At 58.1% G+C, this 17885-nt stretch carries 18 protein-coding genes; 13 read left to right on the forward strand and 5 right to left on the reverse strand.

Annotated features, from left to right (window positions below; translation table 11 throughout):
* On the forward strand, positions 1–1954 hold a 1954-nt coding region (locus tag KBF66_RS14925), incomplete at its 5' end, for an OB-fold nucleic acid binding domain-containing protein (protein ID WP_296658708.1).
* Positions 1955–2023: 69 nt separating this feature from the next.
* Positions 2024–2980 (forward strand): alkaline phosphatase D family protein, encoded by a 957-nt coding sequence (locus tag KBF66_RS14930; RefSeq protein ID WP_296658713.1) that lies wholly within the window; start codon positions 2024–2026, stop codon positions 2978–2980.
* A gap of 17 nt (positions 2981–2997) precedes the next feature.
* On the opposite strand, the gene KBF66_RS14935 is transcribed toward KBF66_RS14930, so the two are convergent.
* Together KBF66_RS14935 and metK are read right to left on the reverse strand one after the other, a co-directional pair.
* Positions 2998–3588: a lysophospholipid acyltransferase family protein gene (locus tag KBF66_RS14935; RefSeq protein WP_296658717.1), complete on the reverse strand. Its 591-nt coding sequence runs from the start codon at positions 3586–3588 to the stop codon at positions 2998–3000.
* 235 nt (positions 3589–3823) lie between these two features.
* Positions 3824–5005, reverse strand: coding sequence for a methionine adenosyltransferase (metK, locus tag KBF66_RS14940; protein WP_296658721.1), 1182 nt, complete (start codon positions 5003–5005; stop codon positions 3824–3826).
* A 189-nt stretch (positions 5006–5194) separates the two neighbouring features.
* Between metK and KBF66_RS14945 the strand changes: the two genes are divergently transcribed.
* On the forward strand, positions 5195–6031 hold the full coding sequence (locus KBF66_RS14945) for a lysophospholipid acyltransferase family protein (RefSeq protein ID WP_296658723.1): 837 nt from the start codon (positions 5195–5197) through the stop codon (positions 6029–6031).
* A gap of 43 nt (positions 6032–6074) precedes the next feature.
* Positions 6075–6941 (forward strand): lipid A biosynthesis acyltransferase, encoded by an 867-nt coding sequence (locus KBF66_RS14950; protein ID WP_296658726.1) that lies wholly within the window; start codon positions 6075–6077, stop codon positions 6939–6941.
* Positions 6942–6996: 55 nt separating this feature from the next.
* On the opposite strand, the gene yihA is transcribed toward KBF66_RS14950, so the two are convergent.
* Positions 6997–7698, reverse strand: a complete 702-nt coding sequence (gene yihA / locus KBF66_RS14955) for a ribosome biogenesis GTP-binding protein YihA/YsxC (RefSeq protein ID WP_296658729.1) — start codon at positions 7696–7698, stop codon at positions 6997–6999.
* A gap of 72 nt (positions 7699–7770) precedes the next feature.
* Here yihA and KBF66_RS14960 point away from each other — a divergent pair, with 72 nt between their 5' ends.
* The 3 genes from KBF66_RS14960 (at position 7771) to KBF66_RS14970 (ending at position 10181) form a co-directional block, all read left to right on the forward strand.
* Positions 7771–8400 carry a c-type cytochrome gene (locus KBF66_RS14960; RefSeq protein WP_296658732.1) on the forward strand — a complete coding sequence of 210 codons (630 nt, stop codon included), beginning with the start codon at positions 7771–7773 and terminating at the stop codon, positions 8398–8400.
* Between the two features lie 135 nt (positions 8401–8535).
* Positions 8536–9531, forward strand: coding sequence for a protein-methionine-sulfoxide reductase catalytic subunit MsrP (msrP, locus tag KBF66_RS14965; protein ID WP_296658735.1), 996 nt, complete (start codon positions 8536–8538; stop codon positions 9529–9531).
* An 83-nt stretch (positions 9532–9614) separates the two neighbouring features.
* Positions 9615–10181, forward strand: a complete 567-nt coding sequence (locus tag KBF66_RS14970) for a protein-methionine-sulfoxide reductase heme-binding subunit MsrQ (RefSeq protein WP_296658738.1) — start codon at positions 9615–9617, stop codon at positions 10179–10181.
* Between the two features lie 28 nt (positions 10182–10209).
* On the opposite strand, the gene KBF66_RS19645 is transcribed toward KBF66_RS14970, so the two are convergent.
* Entirely contained in the window at positions 10210–10392 is a 183-nt protein-coding gene (locus KBF66_RS19645) for a lipoprotein (protein ID WP_365732549.1), read from the reverse strand.
* A 12-nt stretch (positions 10393–10404) separates the two neighbouring features.
* Between KBF66_RS19645 and cyaY the strand changes: the two genes are divergently transcribed.
* Complete coding sequence (gene cyaY / locus KBF66_RS14975; RefSeq protein WP_296658743.1) at positions 10405–10734, forward strand: iron donor protein CyaY; 330 nt, start codon at positions 10405–10407, stop codon at positions 10732–10734.
* A 1-nt stretch (position 10735) separates the two neighbouring features.
* On the opposite strand, the gene KBF66_RS14980 is transcribed toward cyaY, so the two are convergent.
* Positions 10736–13042, reverse strand: a complete 2307-nt coding sequence (locus tag KBF66_RS14980; RefSeq protein ID WP_296658745.1) for a penicillin-binding protein 1A — start codon at positions 13040–13042, stop codon at positions 10736–10738.
* A 350-nt stretch (positions 13043–13392) separates the two neighbouring features.
* On the opposite strand from KBF66_RS14980, the gene KBF66_RS14985 reads away from it, so the two are divergent.
* The 5 genes from KBF66_RS14985 to KBF66_RS15005 form a co-directional block, all read left to right on the forward strand.
* A complete protein-coding gene (locus KBF66_RS14985; protein WP_296658749.1) occupies positions 13393–14472 on the forward strand; it encodes a pilus assembly protein PilM in 1080 nt (359 codons plus the stop codon).
* Complete coding sequence (locus KBF66_RS14990) at positions 14469–15089, forward strand: PilN domain-containing protein (protein WP_296658752.1); 621 nt, start codon at positions 14469–14471, stop codon at positions 15087–15089. The genes KBF66_RS14985 and KBF66_RS14990 overlap by 4 nt, the downstream gene beginning before the upstream one ends.
* Positions 15090–15095: 6 nt before the next feature.
* Entirely contained in the window at positions 15096–15764 is a 669-nt protein-coding gene (locus KBF66_RS14995; RefSeq protein ID WP_296658755.1) for a type 4a pilus biogenesis protein PilO, read from the forward strand.
* Positions 15761–16315, forward strand: coding sequence for a pilus assembly protein PilP (locus tag KBF66_RS15000; protein WP_296658760.1), 555 nt, complete (start codon positions 15761–15763; stop codon positions 16313–16315). The genes KBF66_RS14995 and KBF66_RS15000 overlap by 4 nt, the downstream gene beginning before the upstream one ends.
* Positions 16312–17885 (forward strand): AMIN domain-containing protein (locus tag KBF66_RS15005; protein WP_296658764.1); only part of this gene is annotated, 1574 nt, incomplete at its 3' end. The genes KBF66_RS15000 and KBF66_RS15005, both read left to right, overlap by 4 nt.

Here is a 17885-nt window from a genome sequence, read left to right on the forward strand (position 1 = left end):
CGCTGTGGTGGTGAGTTACCGTCCGCGCAGTGCACTGCGTGACGTCGGACACGCGCTGGGTGTGCCCGAAGCCTTGATTACTGCCATGGCACGCGAGCACCCGGGTATGCACAGCCGCGAGGTGCTGACATCACGTTTGCAGTCGGCATTGCAGCGCTGGTCTGGCTCAGGTCAGACCGGGGCTGATGTTGAGCCGTCCGCGCTGACGCATGTGCTGGACCTATGGCTGGACCTGAGCCAGCAGTTGCAGGGTTTTCCGCGCCATCTGAGTCAGCATGTGGGTGGTTTTGTGTTGACCCAGGGGCCTCTCACCCGGCTGGTGCCGGTTGAAAACGCCGCCATGCCGCAACGCAGCGTGATTCAGTGGGACAAAGACGATCTGGACGCCATGGGTCTGCTCAAGGTCGATGTGCTGGCGTTGGGCATGCTCAGCGCCATACGCCGTTGCCTGGACCTGGTGAGCTTGCGGCGCGGCCACCGGTTTCAGATGCAGGACATACCAGGGGGTGACGCTGCCACTTTCGACATGATCTGCCGTGCCGACACGGTAGGTGTGTTCCAGATCGAAAGCCGCGCCCAGATGAGCATGTTGCCACGCCTGCGTCCGCGCTGTTTTTATGATCTGGTGATCGAGGTGGCCATTGTCCGCCCCGGGCCCATTCAGGGCGGCATGGTGCATCCGTACCTGAAAGCACGGGCACATCCGGGTCAGGTGGTTTACCCCAGTGCGGCGCTCAAGACAGCCTTGGAGCGCACACTGGGGGTCCCGATTTTTCAGGAGCAGGTGATGCAGATCGCCATGATTGCGGCCAACTTCAGCCCCGGTGAGGCCGATGAATTGCGCCGCTCCATGGCCGCCTGGAAGCGCAAGGGCGGAGTTCACAAGTTTCACGACCGGCTGGTCAACCAGATGGTCAGCAACGGGTATGACCAGACCTTTGCCGAAAACATTTTCCGGCAGATTGAAGGTTTTGGAGAATATGGCTTTCCGGAAAGCCATGCCGCCAGCTTTGCACTGATCACCTATGTGAGTTGCTGGCTCAAATGGCACGAGCCGGCGTGTTTTCTTGCAGCCATGCTCAACAGCCAGCCGTTGGGTTTTTACGGTCCGTCCCAGTTGGTGCAGGACGCCCAGCGCCATGGCGTGATTGTGTTGCCGGTCGATGTCAGCCTGAGCGAGTGGGACTGTTCACTGGAGCTGGGTGCCAATGGACAAAGGGTTGACGCAACCGCCTCGCCCGCGGTGCGCCTGGGTCTGCGCATGGTCAGTGGCCTGAGCGAGCCGGTGGCACAGCGCATCACCCTGGCCAGAGTACAAAAGCCGTTCCTGGACGTGCAAGACCTGGCCTTGCGGGCAGAACTGGACGCCGGGGACCTCAATACATTGGCCGGTGCCGATGCACTGCAGAGCCTTGCCGGTCATCGTCGTCAGCAAGTCTGGGATGCCAGTGCCCTCAGAAGTACACCCGCTTTGTTGCGTGAAGCGCCGGTCAACGAGGAGCGCTTGACCCTGCCCGCCGCCCCGCAGGGTGAGGAGGTCCGTTTTGATTACGCTGCTCTAGGCCTGAGTTTGCGCGCCCATCCCTTGTCCTTATTGCGCAGCAGGCTCGCAAAAATGAAAATTTCCCAAGCCAAAAACCTGTGCAGGTTGCCCGATGGACGGCGGGTACGCGCTTGCGGACTGGTCACCATGCGCCAAAGCCCGGCCACTGCCAAAGGTGTGACCTTTGTGACGCTGGAAGATGAAACTGGTTTTGTCAACGTGATCATCTGGAAAGCACTGAAAGAAAAGCAGCGTGCCGAGTTGTTGCATGCCCAACTGCTGGCGGTGTATGGCAGTTGGCAACGCGACCCGGACAGTGATGGTCAAGTCTGTCACCTGATTGCCCGACAGCTACAGGACTTGACGCCCATGCTGGGCGAACTGTCGACGCGCAGTCGCGACTTTCATTGACACGGGTCGAACGCCTGCTGAACCACCCGGTTTGACGAAAGCCTTGCAAATGCAATAAGCTGACGCACCATGCCCACCACCAAGATTGCCTTCACTTCCTGCGCCCGTTATCAATCACATGTGCCGCAACTGGCGTGGGACGACATCGCAGCAGCCGACCCCGATACCCTGCTGCTGTTGGGCGACCAGATCTACATGGATTTTGGCTTGTGGCCTTTTACCCGCGAGTACCAGGGCAAACCCAAGCACTACAGTCCGGCGGAGTTTGCCGCCGTGATGCGCCGCAAGTATGAATTGCAATGGAGCGAGCCACACTTTGCTGCCTTGCTGAAGCAGATGCGCGCCAAAAACGGCTTGCTGGGGGTGTGGGATGACCATGACTTTGCCTGGAACAACGCCTACGGTGCCGACACGACCCTGGACGCAACGGTGGGTATGGCGCAAAAACGCGAATTGGCGCGGGCGCTGTTCCATGAATTCATGGCTTGCTCGCCGCAGCCTCCTGAGTTGTATGGTTGTGTCGATACGCCACAGGCGAGGATCATTTTGCTGGACAACCGTTATCACGCCACCCCGCTGACGGTTGAAAAACCCGAGTTGATGGGGCAAGCGCAAATGGATTTTCTGGCGGCGCATTTGGTACATGATCGACCCTATACGCTGGTTGCTGGTGGGCTGACCTTGACACACAGCGCTGAAAACTGGTCTCGGTATCGCAACGAGTTTTCCCGTTTCAAGAACCTGATTGCCAGCCAGCAGCGGGTGATTTATCTCGGGGGTGACATCCATAAGAATGCTTTTGATGCCCCCAATTCCAGTGGCATGCCACCTTGTTACGAAATCATTTCATCGGGTGTATGCGTCAATATCCTGGGGCTGCCGTTTGAGTTTGACCGCCGGCGCAACTGGACCCTGCTTGAGTTGGATGACGCCGCCGTGTGGGTTCATCAGCACGACAAGAACGGGGTCACTCGATATCGTATCAATGCGACCAACTGGCAGTTCGAGGCTTTAGGTCGCGTCTAGCTGGTTGTCGCCGGGTTTTAGTCGGCCTGAAACTGGGTCGCATTCTTGCCCTTGAACGGGGCATAAAACGCCTTGATTGTCAGCATGTCGGCTTCCAGATTGCCACTCGGATAAAACACCGGTCCCAGCCCACTGATTTTGCGTGTGTAATCCATATAAGCCATCACGATCGGAACCTGGGCTGCCACCGCAATGTGATAGAAGCCGGTTTTCCAGTAACGTGTTTTGGCGCGGGTGCCCTCAGGTGGCACGATCAGTTGCAGTGCGCCACAGGCATTGGCAATGGCCTGCGCCGACGCGGCGACCAGGTTGTTGGACTTTGAACGGTCCACCGGAATCCCACCCAGCCAGCGCATCAGTCCACCAAACGGAAAGCGAAAGATGCTTGCCTTGCCCATCCAGTAGATATTGAGGCGCAACACAAAAGCCACCATCAACGTATAGGGCAGATCCCAGTTGCTGGTGTGTGGTGCGGCGATGAACACACTTTTTCGCGCTTCGGGCTGCAATGCACCCTGAATTTGCCAGCCAGTGACCTTGAGATACAACACCGAAAAAACGCGAAACAGGCTGTTCACGACGGGTGTGGAAAAGATGGTGCGGTGCATGGTCTGTTGCAGCAGGAGCGTTAAGCAGCCCGGCAAAAGGCACCAAACGGGGACTGGAAGGAGCGCAAATTATGGCTGAATTCGCACCCCAATCCGCGCCTGGGCCTTGTGCCTGCGGCGCAAAGTCGAGGATTCGCCGATGCCAACGCGTACCTTACAGGCCCGCCGCTGCATGCAGCGCCTGAGTTTGTGCCTGCGGCTCAAAGCCCAGGATGTGCTCGCGCAAATGCCAGCTTTACAGGCCGGCCGCTGCACGCAGCGCCTGGGCTTTGTCCGTTCTTTCCCAGCTGAACTCGGGTTCTTCACGGCCGAAGTGGCCGTAGGCGGCGGTCTTTTCGTAGATCGGGCGCAGCAGATCCAGCATCTGGATGATGCCGCGCGGACGCAGATCAAAGTGCAAGTTCACCAATGCGGCAATCTGCTCGTCCGGGATGACGCCGGTGCCTTCGGTGTAAACCGTCACGTTCATCGGCTTGGCCACACCAATGGCGTACGCCACCTGGATCTGGCATTGGCGCGCCAGACCTGCGGCCACAATGTTCTTGGCCACGTAACGGGCAGCATAGGCGGCCGAGCGGTCCACCTTCGTCGGGTCTTTGCCGCTGAACGCGCCACCACCGTGCGGGCAGGCACCGCCGTAGGTGTCGACGATGATCTTGCGTCCGGTCAGACCGCAGTCACCTTGCGGGCCACCGACGACAAAACGTCCGGTCGGGTTGATCAGGTATTTGGTGTCGGCCGTCAGCCACTCTTTGGGCAGCACCGGCTTGATGATTTCTTCGCGCACGGCTTCGTAGAAAGCATCGGTCATCCGACTGCCCAGACTCATCTCGGGAGCGTGCTGGCTGGAGAGCACCACGGTGTCGATGCTGTGCGGCTTGCCGTCCACATAACGCATGGTGACCTGGCTCTTGGCATCGGGGCGCAAGAAGGGCAGACGGCCGTCTTTACGCAGTTGCGCCTGGCGCTCGACCAGCCGGTGCGCGTAATAGATCGGAGCGGGCATGAGCTCCGGGGTTTCGTTGCAGGCGTAACCAAACATCAGGCCCTGGTCGCCGGCACCGGTGTTGAGGTGGTCGTCGGATGCGTGGTCGACCCCTTGGGCGATGTCGTTGCTTTGTTTGTCGTAGGCCACCAGCACCGCACAGCCCTTATAGTCAATGCCGTACTCGGTGTTGTCGTAACCAATGCGCTTGATGGTGTCGCGTGCGACCTGGATGTAGTCCACATTGGCATTGGTGGTGATCTCGCCGGCCAGCACCACCAAGCCGGTGTTGCACAGCGTTTCGGCGGCGACGCGGGACTTGGGGTCCTGCTTGAAGATCGCATCCAGAATGGCGTCGGAAATCTGATCGGACACCTTGTCCGGGTGGCCCTCGGAGACGGATTCAGACGTGAAGAGAAAGTCGTTTGACATAAAAAAAGCTCCTGAAAAGTTGACAACCGGTTTGCGTTGCCTGGGCTTTGGAGGGGCTTTCAGCGAACGCTTTAGCAGATTTGTCAATGTTTTGACAAGGCACAATGGCGGCCTGTTGGGCCGTTCACTGTGGGTGTCGCCCTGCAAGTAGTTCTGTAACTCAGCGACCGAAATAGTTTACCTGATTCCATGATGACCCTTTTTAAACTCTGCGCCAGGCTGCCGTTGTGGCTGTTGCACGGCATGGGCTGGGTGCTGGGTTGGGGCGTGTTTATGGCATCTGGCGTATACCGCAGGCGCTTTTTAAGCCATGCGCGTCAGGCCGGTCTGCACCGTGGGCAATGGCTGGCTGCAGTCGGTCACAGTGGCAGACTGGTGGCCGAGTTGCCGCGCCTGTGGCTCGGTCGTGCGGTGCCGGTCCGCTGGGCCGACGGGGCGCCTGAACGGGTGGCCGGTGCGCTGCAGCAGGGACGGGGCGTGGTTTTCTTGACCCCACACCTGGGTTGTTTTGAGATCACCGCCCAAGCCTACGCTGAGCGCTTTGCCTGCGTTGGAAAGCCCATGACGGTGTTGTTTCGTCCGGCGCGCCAGGCTTGGCTGCGTGCGCTGGTGGCGCAGGCACGCCAGCGCCCCGGTCTGCTCGCGGCACCAACCACCTTGTCGGGTGTCAAGCAGATGATCAAAGCGCTCAAGGGGGGTGAGTCGGTCGGTCTGTTGCCTGATCAGGTGCCACCGCAAGGCATGGGCGTGATGGTGCCTTTTTTTGGCCGCGATGCTTACACCATGACCCTGTCAGCCCGGTTGATCCATCAAACTGGTGCGAGCGTCTTGTTGGCCTGGGGTGAACGCTTGCCGTGGGGGCGTGGCTATCGAATCCATGTGCAGCACCTGACCTCTGAGTTGCCGAGTGACGTGTCCGAGGCCATCGCCGTGATCAACCATGCCATGGAAGACTTGATCATGCAGTGCCCAGGTCAGTACCTGTGGGGGTACGCACGTTACAAGTCGCCCCGGGAGGCCTTGTGAGCGGCAGGCCAAACCTGAGGTGGCCTTTGGGGTCGTTTGCAGCATGAGTCAGATGGTGCTGCTGGTTTTGCGCTGGCTGGGCAGGCTGCCATTGCCATGGTTGCGCTGGCTGGGGGTTGGACTGGGCAGGGTACTTTTTGTGGTGGTGGTGTCACGCCGCAAAGTGGTATTGACGAACCTGAGCCTGTGTTTTCCAAACCTCAGCCCGGTCCGGGTGCGGGAATTGGCGCGACAGGTATTTGTCTGTGTTGCACAGTCCTGGCTTGACCGGGGCTGGTTGTGGCATGGCACGCCAGCATTGCTGCGCCAGCGACTGGTCGTGGCGGGTGCCGTCGAGGAGTTGGCAGGTGGTGACCCGGTGGTGCTGTTCGCGCCGCACTTTGTCGGGCTGGATGCCGGTTGGACCGCGCTGACACAGCAGTTGCCCCGTCGCTTTACCACCATTTACACCGATCAGGCCAACAAGACCATGGATGCCTGGATCCTGGCAGGCCGTCAGCGGTTTGGCACTGGCCAGTTGTTTGGCCGTGCGGATGGCGTCAAGGCGATTGTGGCGGCATTGCGCCAGGGTGATCCGTTGTACCTGTTGCCGGATATGAATTTTGGTCCCAAGGAGTCGGTGTTTGTGCCGTTTTACGGAATCAGCGCGGCAACGGTACCCAGCCTGGCGCGTTTTGCCCGGCTGGGTCGGGCCAAAGTGGTGCCGGTGGTGACCCGGCTCACCGCCACAGGCTATGAGGTCCGGTTGATGCCATGCTGGGAAAACTATCCAACACAGGACGCTCTGGCTGACACCGCTGAAATGAACAGCAGGCTGCAGGCGCTGATCGACACCATGCCGGAGCAGTATTACTGGGTGCACAAGCGGTTCAAGGATCGACCCCCTGGTGACCCCCCGATTTATCAATAAAAAATGCCTCTAGCGCAATGCAGCAAATGCTTTGATGCTACACAATTTGGCTCGTTCAGGGCGGCGTTTCGGGCCTGTGGGCCCATTGCCATAACAGCATGGCCACGTCGTCGATTCCTTGCCGCTTGGTGGCTGAGAACAGCCGGACCTCGCCACCGCCAGCCTGTAACTTCATGATGCCCAGGGCCTTGTTTTGCTCGGCGCGGGTGAGTTTGTCAGATTTGGTCAGCACCACCAGAAACTTCAGCCCTTCTTCGACCCGCGGGCGCACCACCTCGAGCAGCACCTCATCCAGCTCGGTCAGGCCGTGGCGCGGGTCGCACAGCAGCACGATGGCCTTGAGGTTCTCACGTGTCACCAGGTAATTGGCCATCACCTGCTGCCAGCGGATTTTGTCTTGTTTGGGCACCGCTGCATAACCGTAACCCGGCAGGTCGGCCAGCACAGCGTCGGTCACCCCCTGCTTGCCAAGGGCAAACAGGTTGATATGCTGGGTACGCCCCGGCTTTTTGGACGCAAAAGCCAGTTGTTTTTGCTGCGTCAGGGTGTTAATGCAGGTGGACTTGCCAGCGTTGGAGCGGCCGACAAAGGCGATTTCGGGCACATTGAGAGGTGGCAAAAAATGTAATTGGGGCGCGGTGGTAAGAAATCTGGCGGTGTGCAACCAGCCCAGGGCAACTGGCGCTGTGGCGGCGGCCGGGCTGGCGTTGAGGCTTGTGACCAACGCCAGTGCGTCGGGTGGAGGGGAGTTGGGCATCAATTGATTTGAGTGGGTTTGCCGCATTGTAGAATTGCTCTGTTCCGCATCAATGACCTGACCCTATCTACTATGAAGCTCACTGCCAAATTCTTGATTGCTGCGACCGCAGCTGCCACGGCTTTTGCCTGCTTTGCCGAGGGAGCCGCAAGCCCCGCTGCCAAGCCCGATCTGGCCAAGGGTGAGGCCAGTTATGCCGCCGTTTGTGCCGCTTGCCATGCGCCAGACGGCAATTCCGTGATTCCTGTCAACCCAAAACTGGCGCAGCAGCACCCTGAATATCTGGTCAAGCAGCTGCAGGAGTTCAAGGCTGGCAAACGTGTCAACGCCATCATGGCGGGTATGTCGGCCGCTTTGAGCGAGGCTGACATGAAGAATATTGCTTACTGGGTGGGTAGCAAGAAGGCCGCGCCCGGCGCTGCGGGCGAGAAGGATCTGCTGCTGTTGGGCGAGCGTATCTACCGTGGCGGCATTCTGGATCGCAAGGTGCCAGCCTGCGCGGGCTGCCACAGTCCGAACGGAGCCGGAATCCCGGCGCAATACCCGCGTTTGAGCGGCCAGCATGCGGATTACGCGGTGGCTCAGTTGTCAGGATTTCGTGATGGTGCGCGCGCCAACAGTGTCCAGATGACGGAGATTGCCGCCAAGCTGAATGATCGGGAGATCAAGGCGGTGGCGCAGTACATTGCCGGACTGCATTGAACGCTGCTTCAACCCGCCAGACCGAAGGGCCGTTGCAACGGCCCTTTTTTTTGGCAGTTTTATTTCGAGCCGTGGCGCAGGTTTGTGTAAGAACTTCTATGCTTGTACGACCAAGTCAAAACAGAAAGGCATTCCATGCAGATCAAAGGTAAAGACACGGGCTTTATCCATCCCGTCAGCAGCGAAATCACCGCGCCACAGATTTATTACTCACGGCGTGACTTGGTGCAACGGATGGCCACTGGTGTAGCGGGCGCGGCCCTGGCAAGCTGGGCGTCGCGTGAGGCCCTGGCACAGACCGCCGTGCCGGGCAAGAACGCACGTTTGACGGGTAACAAAAGTCAGTTGGCCGGTGCCATGGTCATGGACAAACCAACAGAGTACCAACTTGCGGCCAGTTACAACAATTTTTATGAGTTTGGCACGGACAAGGCCGATCCCGCCAAGAACGCCCACACACTCAAGTCCAGTCCCTGGACGGTGGAAGTGGAAGGCTTGGTCAAAAAGCCGGCGCGCTACGCACTCGAAGACCTGCTTCGACTCAGCGCGCAGGAAGAGCGAGTCTATCGTTTGCGCTGTGTCGAGGGTTGGTCCATGGTGGTACCCTGGATTGGCTACTCGCTGTCAGAACTGATCAGAAAGGTCGAGCCCATGGGAAACGCCAGGTATGTCGAGTTTGTGACACAGGCCGACCCGAAGACCATGTCGGGGCTGAACATCGCGGTGCTCAATTGGCCCTATGTCGAAGCGCTGCGCATGGATGAGGCGATGCATCCGCTCACGCTGTTAAGTTTCGGCATGTACGGTGAAGTCCTGCCCAAGCAGAATGGCGCGCCGGTGCGCCTGGTGGTGCCCTGGAAATACGGTTTCAAGAGTGGCAAGAGTTTGGTCAAGATCCGTTTCACCGAGCAGCAACCCGCCACCGCCTGGAACCGGGCGGCACCGCAGGAATATGGTTTTTTCTCCAATGTGAACCCGGCGGTCGACCATCCGCGCTGGAGTCAGGCGACTGAACGGCGTATTGGTGAAGATGGCTTGTTCGCCAAGAAACGCAAGACCTTGCTCTTCAATGGATACGAGGCGCAGGTGGGGCAGCTTTACACCGGCATGGACCTGCAAAAGTACTTTTGAAGGTGGCGCTGTCGCAACGCTGGCGGGTTCGATGCAGCCAGTTACTTTTCAGTCCCTGGGCCAAGCCGCTTGTATTTGCGGCCATGAGCTTGCCGTTTGCCGGCCTGGTCTGGGGTGCCGTTTTTGATCAGTTGGGTGCCAATCCGGCCGAGGCACTGGTTCGTGCCAGTGGTGACTGGACGTTGCGTGCGCTTTGTCTGGTGTTGGCGCTGACGCCGCTGCGGGTGATGACGGGTTTGGCTGCGCTGGCCAGATTTCGCCGCGTGGTGGGTCTGTTCGTGTTTTTTTATGCCAGTTTGCATGGACTGGCGTACGCCTGGCTGGACATGGGTTTTGCCGGGTATGAAATGCTGGAAGACCTGGCGAAGCGGCCCTTCATCCTGGTTGGATTTATCAGCTTGTGTGTGCTGCTGGTGTTGGCAATCACCTCGAATGACTGGGCAATCCGCCATCTGGGTGGCAAGGGCTGGAAACGTCTGCACCGCAGCGTGTACGCCACGGCGGGGTTGGCGTTGCTGCATTTTTTCTGGATGCGCGCCGGCAAGAACGATTTTGCGGAGGTCGCGATTTACGCGATGCTGCTCGGTGTTTTATTGGGTTGGCGCGTACTGAATCATTACAAAAAATCGTTCCAGCCCTTTATTCACTAAGGTTGATAGCTATAAAAATATGCAGCATCTATCTGGCGGTTGCGCTGGCAGGTGTTTTCGCCGGAAACAGAGTTTGCGGCAAACTGGCCCGGTTGGCTGCTGCGGCGTCTGTGGGGAGATACAGGTCGCCCGTCTGGCCACAGCCCAGCAAAGTGGCCGCACCCACAGCGAGGACAATGGTGCGAACTAGAATTTGCAGCGTATTCAACATGGTGAAATTGTAATGACCGACACAGAATTCCAGGACTTGGCCGAACGTGCGCTCAAAGCGGTCGAGGCGGCTTGTGATCACATCAACGACAGCACCGAGGCCGACATTGATAACCAGCGCACCGGTGGCATGATTACCCTGGTGTTTGCCAATCGCAGCCAGATCGTCATCAACCTGCAAAAACCGCTGCATGAAATCTGGCTGGCTGCTCGCTGTGGCGGTTTTCACTATCGATTTGATGGCAAAAATTGGATGGACACCAAGGGCCAGGGTGAGTTTTTCGCGTCTTTGTCCCGTTATGCCAGTGAGCAGGCCGGCCAGACTCTGGAATTCAAGGCCTGATTCAGTTTTTGAACAGGTCAAGAATTTTCTGTTTTTCTTCGGCTGCGGGTAGCGGAATCACTTCAGGACGCGCTGGATCTGCTGAGTGGTTCATTCCCAATGAGGACACTCCGGAGCCGGGCGCATACTCGGCAAAATACCACTCGCCACCGACGTTGACGATCCCTTCGGGCACTGCATATTCCATGACGGGCACTTTCTTCAGGGCATGAGCCATGAAATCAATCCAGACCGGCAGGCTTAAACCGCCACCGGTTTCACGGCTGCCCAGATTTTTGGGTGTGTCGTAACCGATCCAGGTTACTGCCACCAGAGTCGGCTGGTAACCCGCGAACCAGGCATCCATGGAGTCGTTGGTGGTGCCGGTTTTGCCAAAAAGATCGGGGCGCTTGAGGGCGCCCTGTGCACTGGCAGCGGTTCCTGAGCGCGTGACTTCCTGCAACAAGCTGCTCATGATGAAGGCGTTTCGGGTGTCGATGACGCGGATCGATTCATCGATTACGGGTGCTTTGGTTTGTGCCAGCACCCGGCCTTGCTGATCGGTCACTTTGGTGATCAGCCAGGGGTTGACCCGGAAGCCGCCGTTGGCGAAGACAGCATAGGCGGTGGCTTGCTGCATCGGCGTCACCGAACCGGCACCCAGCGCCATGGTCAGGTAAGCGGGGTGTTTGTCGGCGTCAAAGCCAAACCGTGAAACCCAGTCCTGCGCGTTCTGCGCTCCCACGGTCTGCAGGATCCGGATGGAGATCATGTTCTTGGATTTGGCCAGACCGCGGCGCATGCTCATCGGGCCTTCAAACTTGCCGTCATAGTTTTTGGGCTCCCACGCCTGCCCGCCGGTCACACCCGCGCTGAAAAACAGCGGCGCATCGTTGATGATGGTTGACGGCGTGACCCCGTTCTCCAGCGCCGCCGAATAGATGAAGGGTTTGAAGCTGGAGCCGGGTTGCCGCCAGGCTTGTGTCACGTGGTTGAACTTGTTCTTTTCAAAGTCAAAACCGCCGACCAGCGCGGCAATCCCACCGTTTCGTGGGTCGAGCGCCACAAATGCCCCTTCCACCTCGGGCAATTGAGTGATTTCCCACGTGGACTTGGGCGTCTGCACGACCCGAATGACGGCGCCGCGACGAATGCGGATGTGCGCGGCCGCCTTATCAGACAAACCGGATTGGGCGGGTTTGAGGCCGTCGCCCGTGATCTCGATCACGTCACCGTTCTGGCGGACGGCCTGAATTTTCTTCGGGTTGGCATCGAGCACCACTGCTGCCATCACATCGCCATTGTCGGTGTGCTCCAACAGGGTGTCGTCGATCACCGCCTCGGCCTGCGCAGCGTCGACGGGCAGGCTGACAAACTTCTCCGGGCCGCGGTATACCTGTCGACGTTCGTAATTCATGATGCCCCGGCGCAACGCCTGATAGGCAGCCAGTTGGTCGGCTGCACGCAAGGTGGTGTGTACATTGAGGCCCCGGGTGTAGGTCTCGGCACCGTACTGGGCAAAAATCAATTGGCGAACCGTTTCAGCCACGTATTCGGCGTGTACATCGCTATGGTCCGTGCTGGTTTTGACCGCCAACGGTTCCTTTTTGGCGATTTCAGCCTGTTCGGGCGTGATGAATCCGTTGTCAACCATGCGCTCGATGATGTAGAGCTGGCGCGATCTGGCGCGTTTAGGGTTGTTGATCGGGTTATAGGCCGAGGGGGCCTTGGGCAGGCCGGCCAGCATGGCCGCTTCGGCGATCGAGACATTCTTGAGTGGCTTGCCGAAGTAGGCTTCGGAGGCTGCAGCAAAGCCATACGCTCGGTTGCCCAGAAAGATCTGGTTCATGTAGATTTCAAGAATCTGGTCTTTGGTCAACAGGTGTTCCAGCTTGAAGGTCAACAGGATTTCGTAAATTTTTCGGGTGTAGGTCTTTTCAGAGGACAGGTAAACGTTGCGTGCAAGCTGCATTGTGATGGTGGACGCACCCTGGCTTTTGATGCGCCCCAGATTGGCCAGGGCTGCGCGAGCGATACCTTTGTAGTCAACGCCACCATGCTCGTAAAAACGGGCATCTTCGATGGCAAGCACCGCGTCCCGCATCACCTTGGGGATGTCGTTGATGGGGGTCAAATGTCGCCGCTCTTCGCCAAATTCTCCAATCAGCACACCTTCGGCAGAGTAAACCCGTAGCGGCAGTTTGGGCCGATAGTCAGATAGATCGGAAACGTCCGGCAGATTCGGAAATGCCATGGCCATCGCTATGGCGACCAATAGCAAAACCGAGACAGCACCTGCCACCAGCAGGCCCATCACCCAACTGAGCATTTTGATCGCCCAGCGCGCTGCGGACGGGGGCGAAGCAGGCGAAGGAGCGGTTCTTTTGGTGGGTTTGGAGGGTGTTTCGGCGGGCATAGAAAAAAGGGTTAAACCAGCTTCATTATAAAAATGAGAGCTTGGTGCAGAGACAGGTTAGTATCCCACCGTTGACACAATGTGATGCTGGCGTGTGCCTGGTGAGCGTTAGCTGGGCTAGACTGTGCGTTACGACGTCAATATTTGACAACATTTGTAATCTATAAATTGCTTGAATTTCTTTGCGTGTCAACACTCTTGCTGATAGCATTGAAGTGGAACCTCAAGAGTTTGGTCGTTTTATTCATTGTTAGGGGACACTGTTGATTTCTCTGGGCTCGATTTTCAGCCGCCAACCCGCCGCCATGTTGGGTTTGGATGTCAGTGCTTCCAGTGTCAAGCTGGTGGAGCTGGGCCAAGACAAGTCGGGGCAGCTGGTCCTTGAAAATTGCGCCATATTGCCGCTTGAGCGTGGCTGGATCACCGACGGCAACATTGATCGATTTGACGACGTGGCAGACGCGGTGCGTCGCTTGGTCAAACGCAGTGGTACCCGGACCAAAAACGTGGCCATGGCCTTGCCACCGTCAGCGGTCATTACCAAAAAAATCACGCTTCCTGGGGGGCTCAATGATCACGAGCTGGAAATGCAGGTGGAGTCCGAGGCCAATCAGTACATTCCGTTTCCGCTTGAAGAAGTGAGCCTTGATTTTTGTATTCTGGGGCCAAGTGCCAATTCTGCGGGTGACATCGAAGTGTTGATTGCGGCCTCCCGGCGCGAAAAGGTGCAGGATATTCAGGGCCTGGCTGAAGCTGCCGGGTTAAAACCGGTGATTGTGGACGTCGAGTCCTATGCCTCCAGGCTGGCCGTCAGTCGGCTGATTGCGAATACCGCGAACAAGGGCGTGGGCAGCATCGTAGCCTTGTTTGAGGTGGGTGCAATGACCACCAGCATGCAGGTCATCCGCAACGATGAGGTTTTGTATGACCGCGATCAGGCCTTTGGTGGTGCGCAGCTGACCCAGCTGATTGTTCAGCAGTATGGATTCTCTTTTGAAGAGGCTGAGTTCAAGAAGCGCGGGGGTGATCTGCCGGACGACTACAGCAACTTGGTGTTGCAGCCCTTTATTGACAGTCTGGTGCAAGAGATTGGCCGTGCCCTGCAGTTCTTCTTTACCAGCACCACGCACAACAAAGTGGATATGGTGATGCTGGCAGGTGGTTCTGCAGCCTTGACCGGTCTGACCGCCGCGGTTACCCGTCAAACCAATTTCCCGTGCGTTGTGGCCAATCCCTTTGAGGGGATGAGCGCGGCGAAAACCATTCGACTCAACACCATGACGCGGGAAGCCCCCTCGTACCTGACCTGTTGTGGTTTGGCATTGCGGAGATTCATGCAGTGATTCTCATCAACCTGCTGCCGCACCGGGAAATGGCGCGCAAGCGCCGCAAAGACCTGTTCAATGTCGGCATGGGCTTGGCCGCACTGACAGGTGGCGTGCTGGCGGCGTTGGTATTCCTGTGGTTCCAGGCGCATATTGCTGCACAGCAGGAAAAAAATCAGCTGCTCACGACGGAAATTGCAGAGTTCGACCGTCAGATCAAGGATATTGCCGGGCTGGAGCAGGAGATTGCGGCCCTGCGAGCCCGCCAGCAAGCGGTGGAGGACCTGCAGTCCGATCGCAACATACCTGTGCATTTGCTGACTGAACTGGTGCGGCAGCTGCCTGAAGGCACCTACATCACCAGTATGCAACAAGAGGGACAGGTTGTGACCATCATGGGAGTGGCACAGTCCAACGAACGAGTGTCTGAACTGTTGAGAAATCTCAGCACTGGCTCGCCCTGGTTGACCCGGCCCGAGCTGATCGAGATTGTGACGGGCATCGTCAACCTGTCAGCCCGGGACCAGCGTCGGATTGCCAACTTCAACATCAAGGCTTCTCTGGTGCGGGCCAGTGACGCCGAGAAAAACAAATCAGCTGCGTCGGCATCCGCTGCAGCCTCCACGGCAGGGTAGCGCGTGATGGCCAAGTCGCTCAATGTCAACGTCGATCTGAAGGCCTGGTTTGAAGACGCTTCAAAGCAGTTTCGCAATCTTGACACCAAAGACCCATCGAGTTGGCCGGCACTGCCGCGGTATGCCGTGCTGGTCGCCATTGTGGTCGTCTGCGTCACATTGCTGTGGTTTTTATGGCTGAGCGACATTGAAGCTGAACTGACCACCGAACAGGGCAAAGAGGTGCAGTTGCGGGAAGAGTTCAAGACCAAACTGACCAAAGCCATCAATCTTGAGGCCTTGCGCAAGCAGCGCGAGCAGGTGCAACAGTATGTGATTCAGCTGGAAAAGCAGCTGCCGAGCAAGGCAGAAATGGATGCCTTGTTGTCTGATATCAATCAGGCCGGTATCGGCCGTAGCCTGCAATTCGAGCTGTTCCGGCCCGGTCAGGTGGTTGTCAAGGACTACTATGCCGAGCTGCCCATTGCGGTTCGGGTGACAGGCCGTTACCACGATATGGGCGCATTTGCGGCAGATATTGCCAATTTGTCTCGCATTGTGACCATCAACAATATCACCATCGTTCCTGGTAAGGACGGCGTTTTGGGCATGGACGCGACCGCCAAGACCTTCCGCTACCTTGATGCCGAAGAGGTTGCAGCGCAGCGTGCGGCGGCAACGGGGGCGGTCAAATGAAGCTGCTTCGGTTTTGTCAGCTCATGCTGGTTCTGGTCGCTGCGCAAGGCTTGAGCGGGTGTGACACCGCCTCGGATAGCGAATTACGGCAATGGATGGCTGAGCAGCGCAACCAGACGCGGCCCAGTGTGGCACCGTTGTCTGAACCGAAACAGTTTCGGCCGGAACCCTACAAATTGACCAGCGATGTTGAGCCTTTCAGCAACCAGAAGCTGACATCGGCGCTTCGCAAAGACAGCCCGCAGACCAGCAGCAAGAGTGACGCGTTGTTGACGCCCGAGTTGGCACGCCGCAAAGAGCCGCTTGAGGATTTTCCGCTGGACACAATGGCGCTGGTGGGGACGATGTCACGTGCCGGAAAGCCCGTGGCCCTGGTGACCGTCGGCAAATTGTTGTACCAGGTGCGAACTGGGGATCACCTTGGGCAAAACTACGGTTTGGTCACCAAAATCAGCGAGACCGAGGTGACGCTTCGTGAGATTGCGCAGGACGCGGTAGGTGAGTGGATAGAACGCACTGCAAGTTTGCAGCTGCAAGAGAGGTCAAAATGAGAAACTCCGACAACCGATACCGATGGCTGACACGGGCGCTAGGTCGTTTGGGACTGTATGCCGCGTTGGCAATGAGTGCCCTGTGGTCACATGCCCAAGTCGCCATCGAATCCGTGACCGGTTCGCTTCAAAGTGGCGTGGAGGTCGTCCGCATCGATCTGAGTCAAGCCCCGACCGCTTTGCCGACTGGTTTTTCCATTCAATCGCCGGCGCGCGTGGCGCTGGATTTTCCAAACGTGGTAAGTGCGTTGGGTCGGACCAATGTGGACATCAACCAGGGGAATCTGCGCTCGGTCAGCGTGGTGCAGGCGGGCAGTCGCACGCGAGTGGTGCTCAATCTCAAGCAGTTCACCAGTTACAAGATGCAGCTGCAGGGCAAGTCGGTTCTGGTGGTGCTGGAGGCCCTGGCGGGTGCAGCGCCTGCCGCAGCCTCGCAGGTGTTCACGGAAGGGCAGTCGCGTGATGTCCAGTCGCTCAAGGATATTGATTTCCGGCGTGGTGATGGTGGGTCGGGCCGCGTCATTGTGACCTTGCCCAGCACTCAGGTTGGTGTTGACATCCGTCAGCAAGGGCAGACGCTGGTGGTTGAGTTCATGAAGACCACGCTGCCAGAGGGCTTGCGCAGGCGACTGGATGTGACTGACTTTGGCACGCCCATCAAGACCGTGACGAGTTTTCAAGCCAGTGACCGGGTGCGGATGGTCATTGAACCCCAGGGGCAGTGGATCCACAGCGCCTACCAGAGTGACAACCAGTTTGTCGTTGAGGTCAAGCCGGTGAAAGTGGACGCGGCCAAACTCACGCCCGGACCAGGTTATAGCGGTGACAAGCTATCGTTGAATTTTCAGAACATTGAGGTTCGCTCCTTGCTGCAAGTCATTGCCGACTTCACCAGTTTCAACATCATCACGTCTGATTCGGTGAGTGGTGCCGTCACGCTGCGGCTGCAGGACGTGCCGTGGGATCAGGCGCTGGACATCATCATGCAGGCCAAAGGTCTGGGTGTGCGCAAAACCGGTAATGTGCTTTGGATTGCCCCCAAGGATGAGATCAATGCGAAAGAAAAGCTCGATCTTGAGGCCGCAGCAGCACTGCAGGGGCTGGAACCCTTGCGAACCCAGTCGTTCCAGCTCAATTACACCAAAGCGGCCGAGGTCGCAGAGCAGCTGACCGCCACCGCAGCCGGTTCGGGTGCTGGGAGCGGCGGAGCACGGTTGTTGAGTGTGCGGGGCAGTGTGATTTCCGAGGCGCGCACCAATCAGCTGTTTGTCACCGACATCGCCAGTACCCTTGAGCGCGTGCAGGAATTGATTGGCAAACTTGACGTCCCGGCACGACAGGTGTTGATTGAGGCGCGGATTGTGGAGGCGTCAGACACGTTTGGTAAATCGCTCGGTGTGAAACTGGGAGGCTCTGATTTGCGGGCACAGATGGGTGGTGACGGTGGCTACGCACTCGGCAGTGGCAACCGGATTGCCTTTGGCAGCAGCTATGGCAATGCCGTCGCCAGCAGTGGAGCCGGCGCCGGGCTGGTTGACTTGACTGGCAACATGGTGAATTTGCCAGCCAT

Origin of the sequence: Rhodoferax sp. (assembly GCF_018063565.1) — a bacterium.
Classification (GTDB): domain Bacteria; phylum Pseudomonadota; class Gammaproteobacteria; order Burkholderiales; family Burkholderiaceae_C; genus Rhodoferax.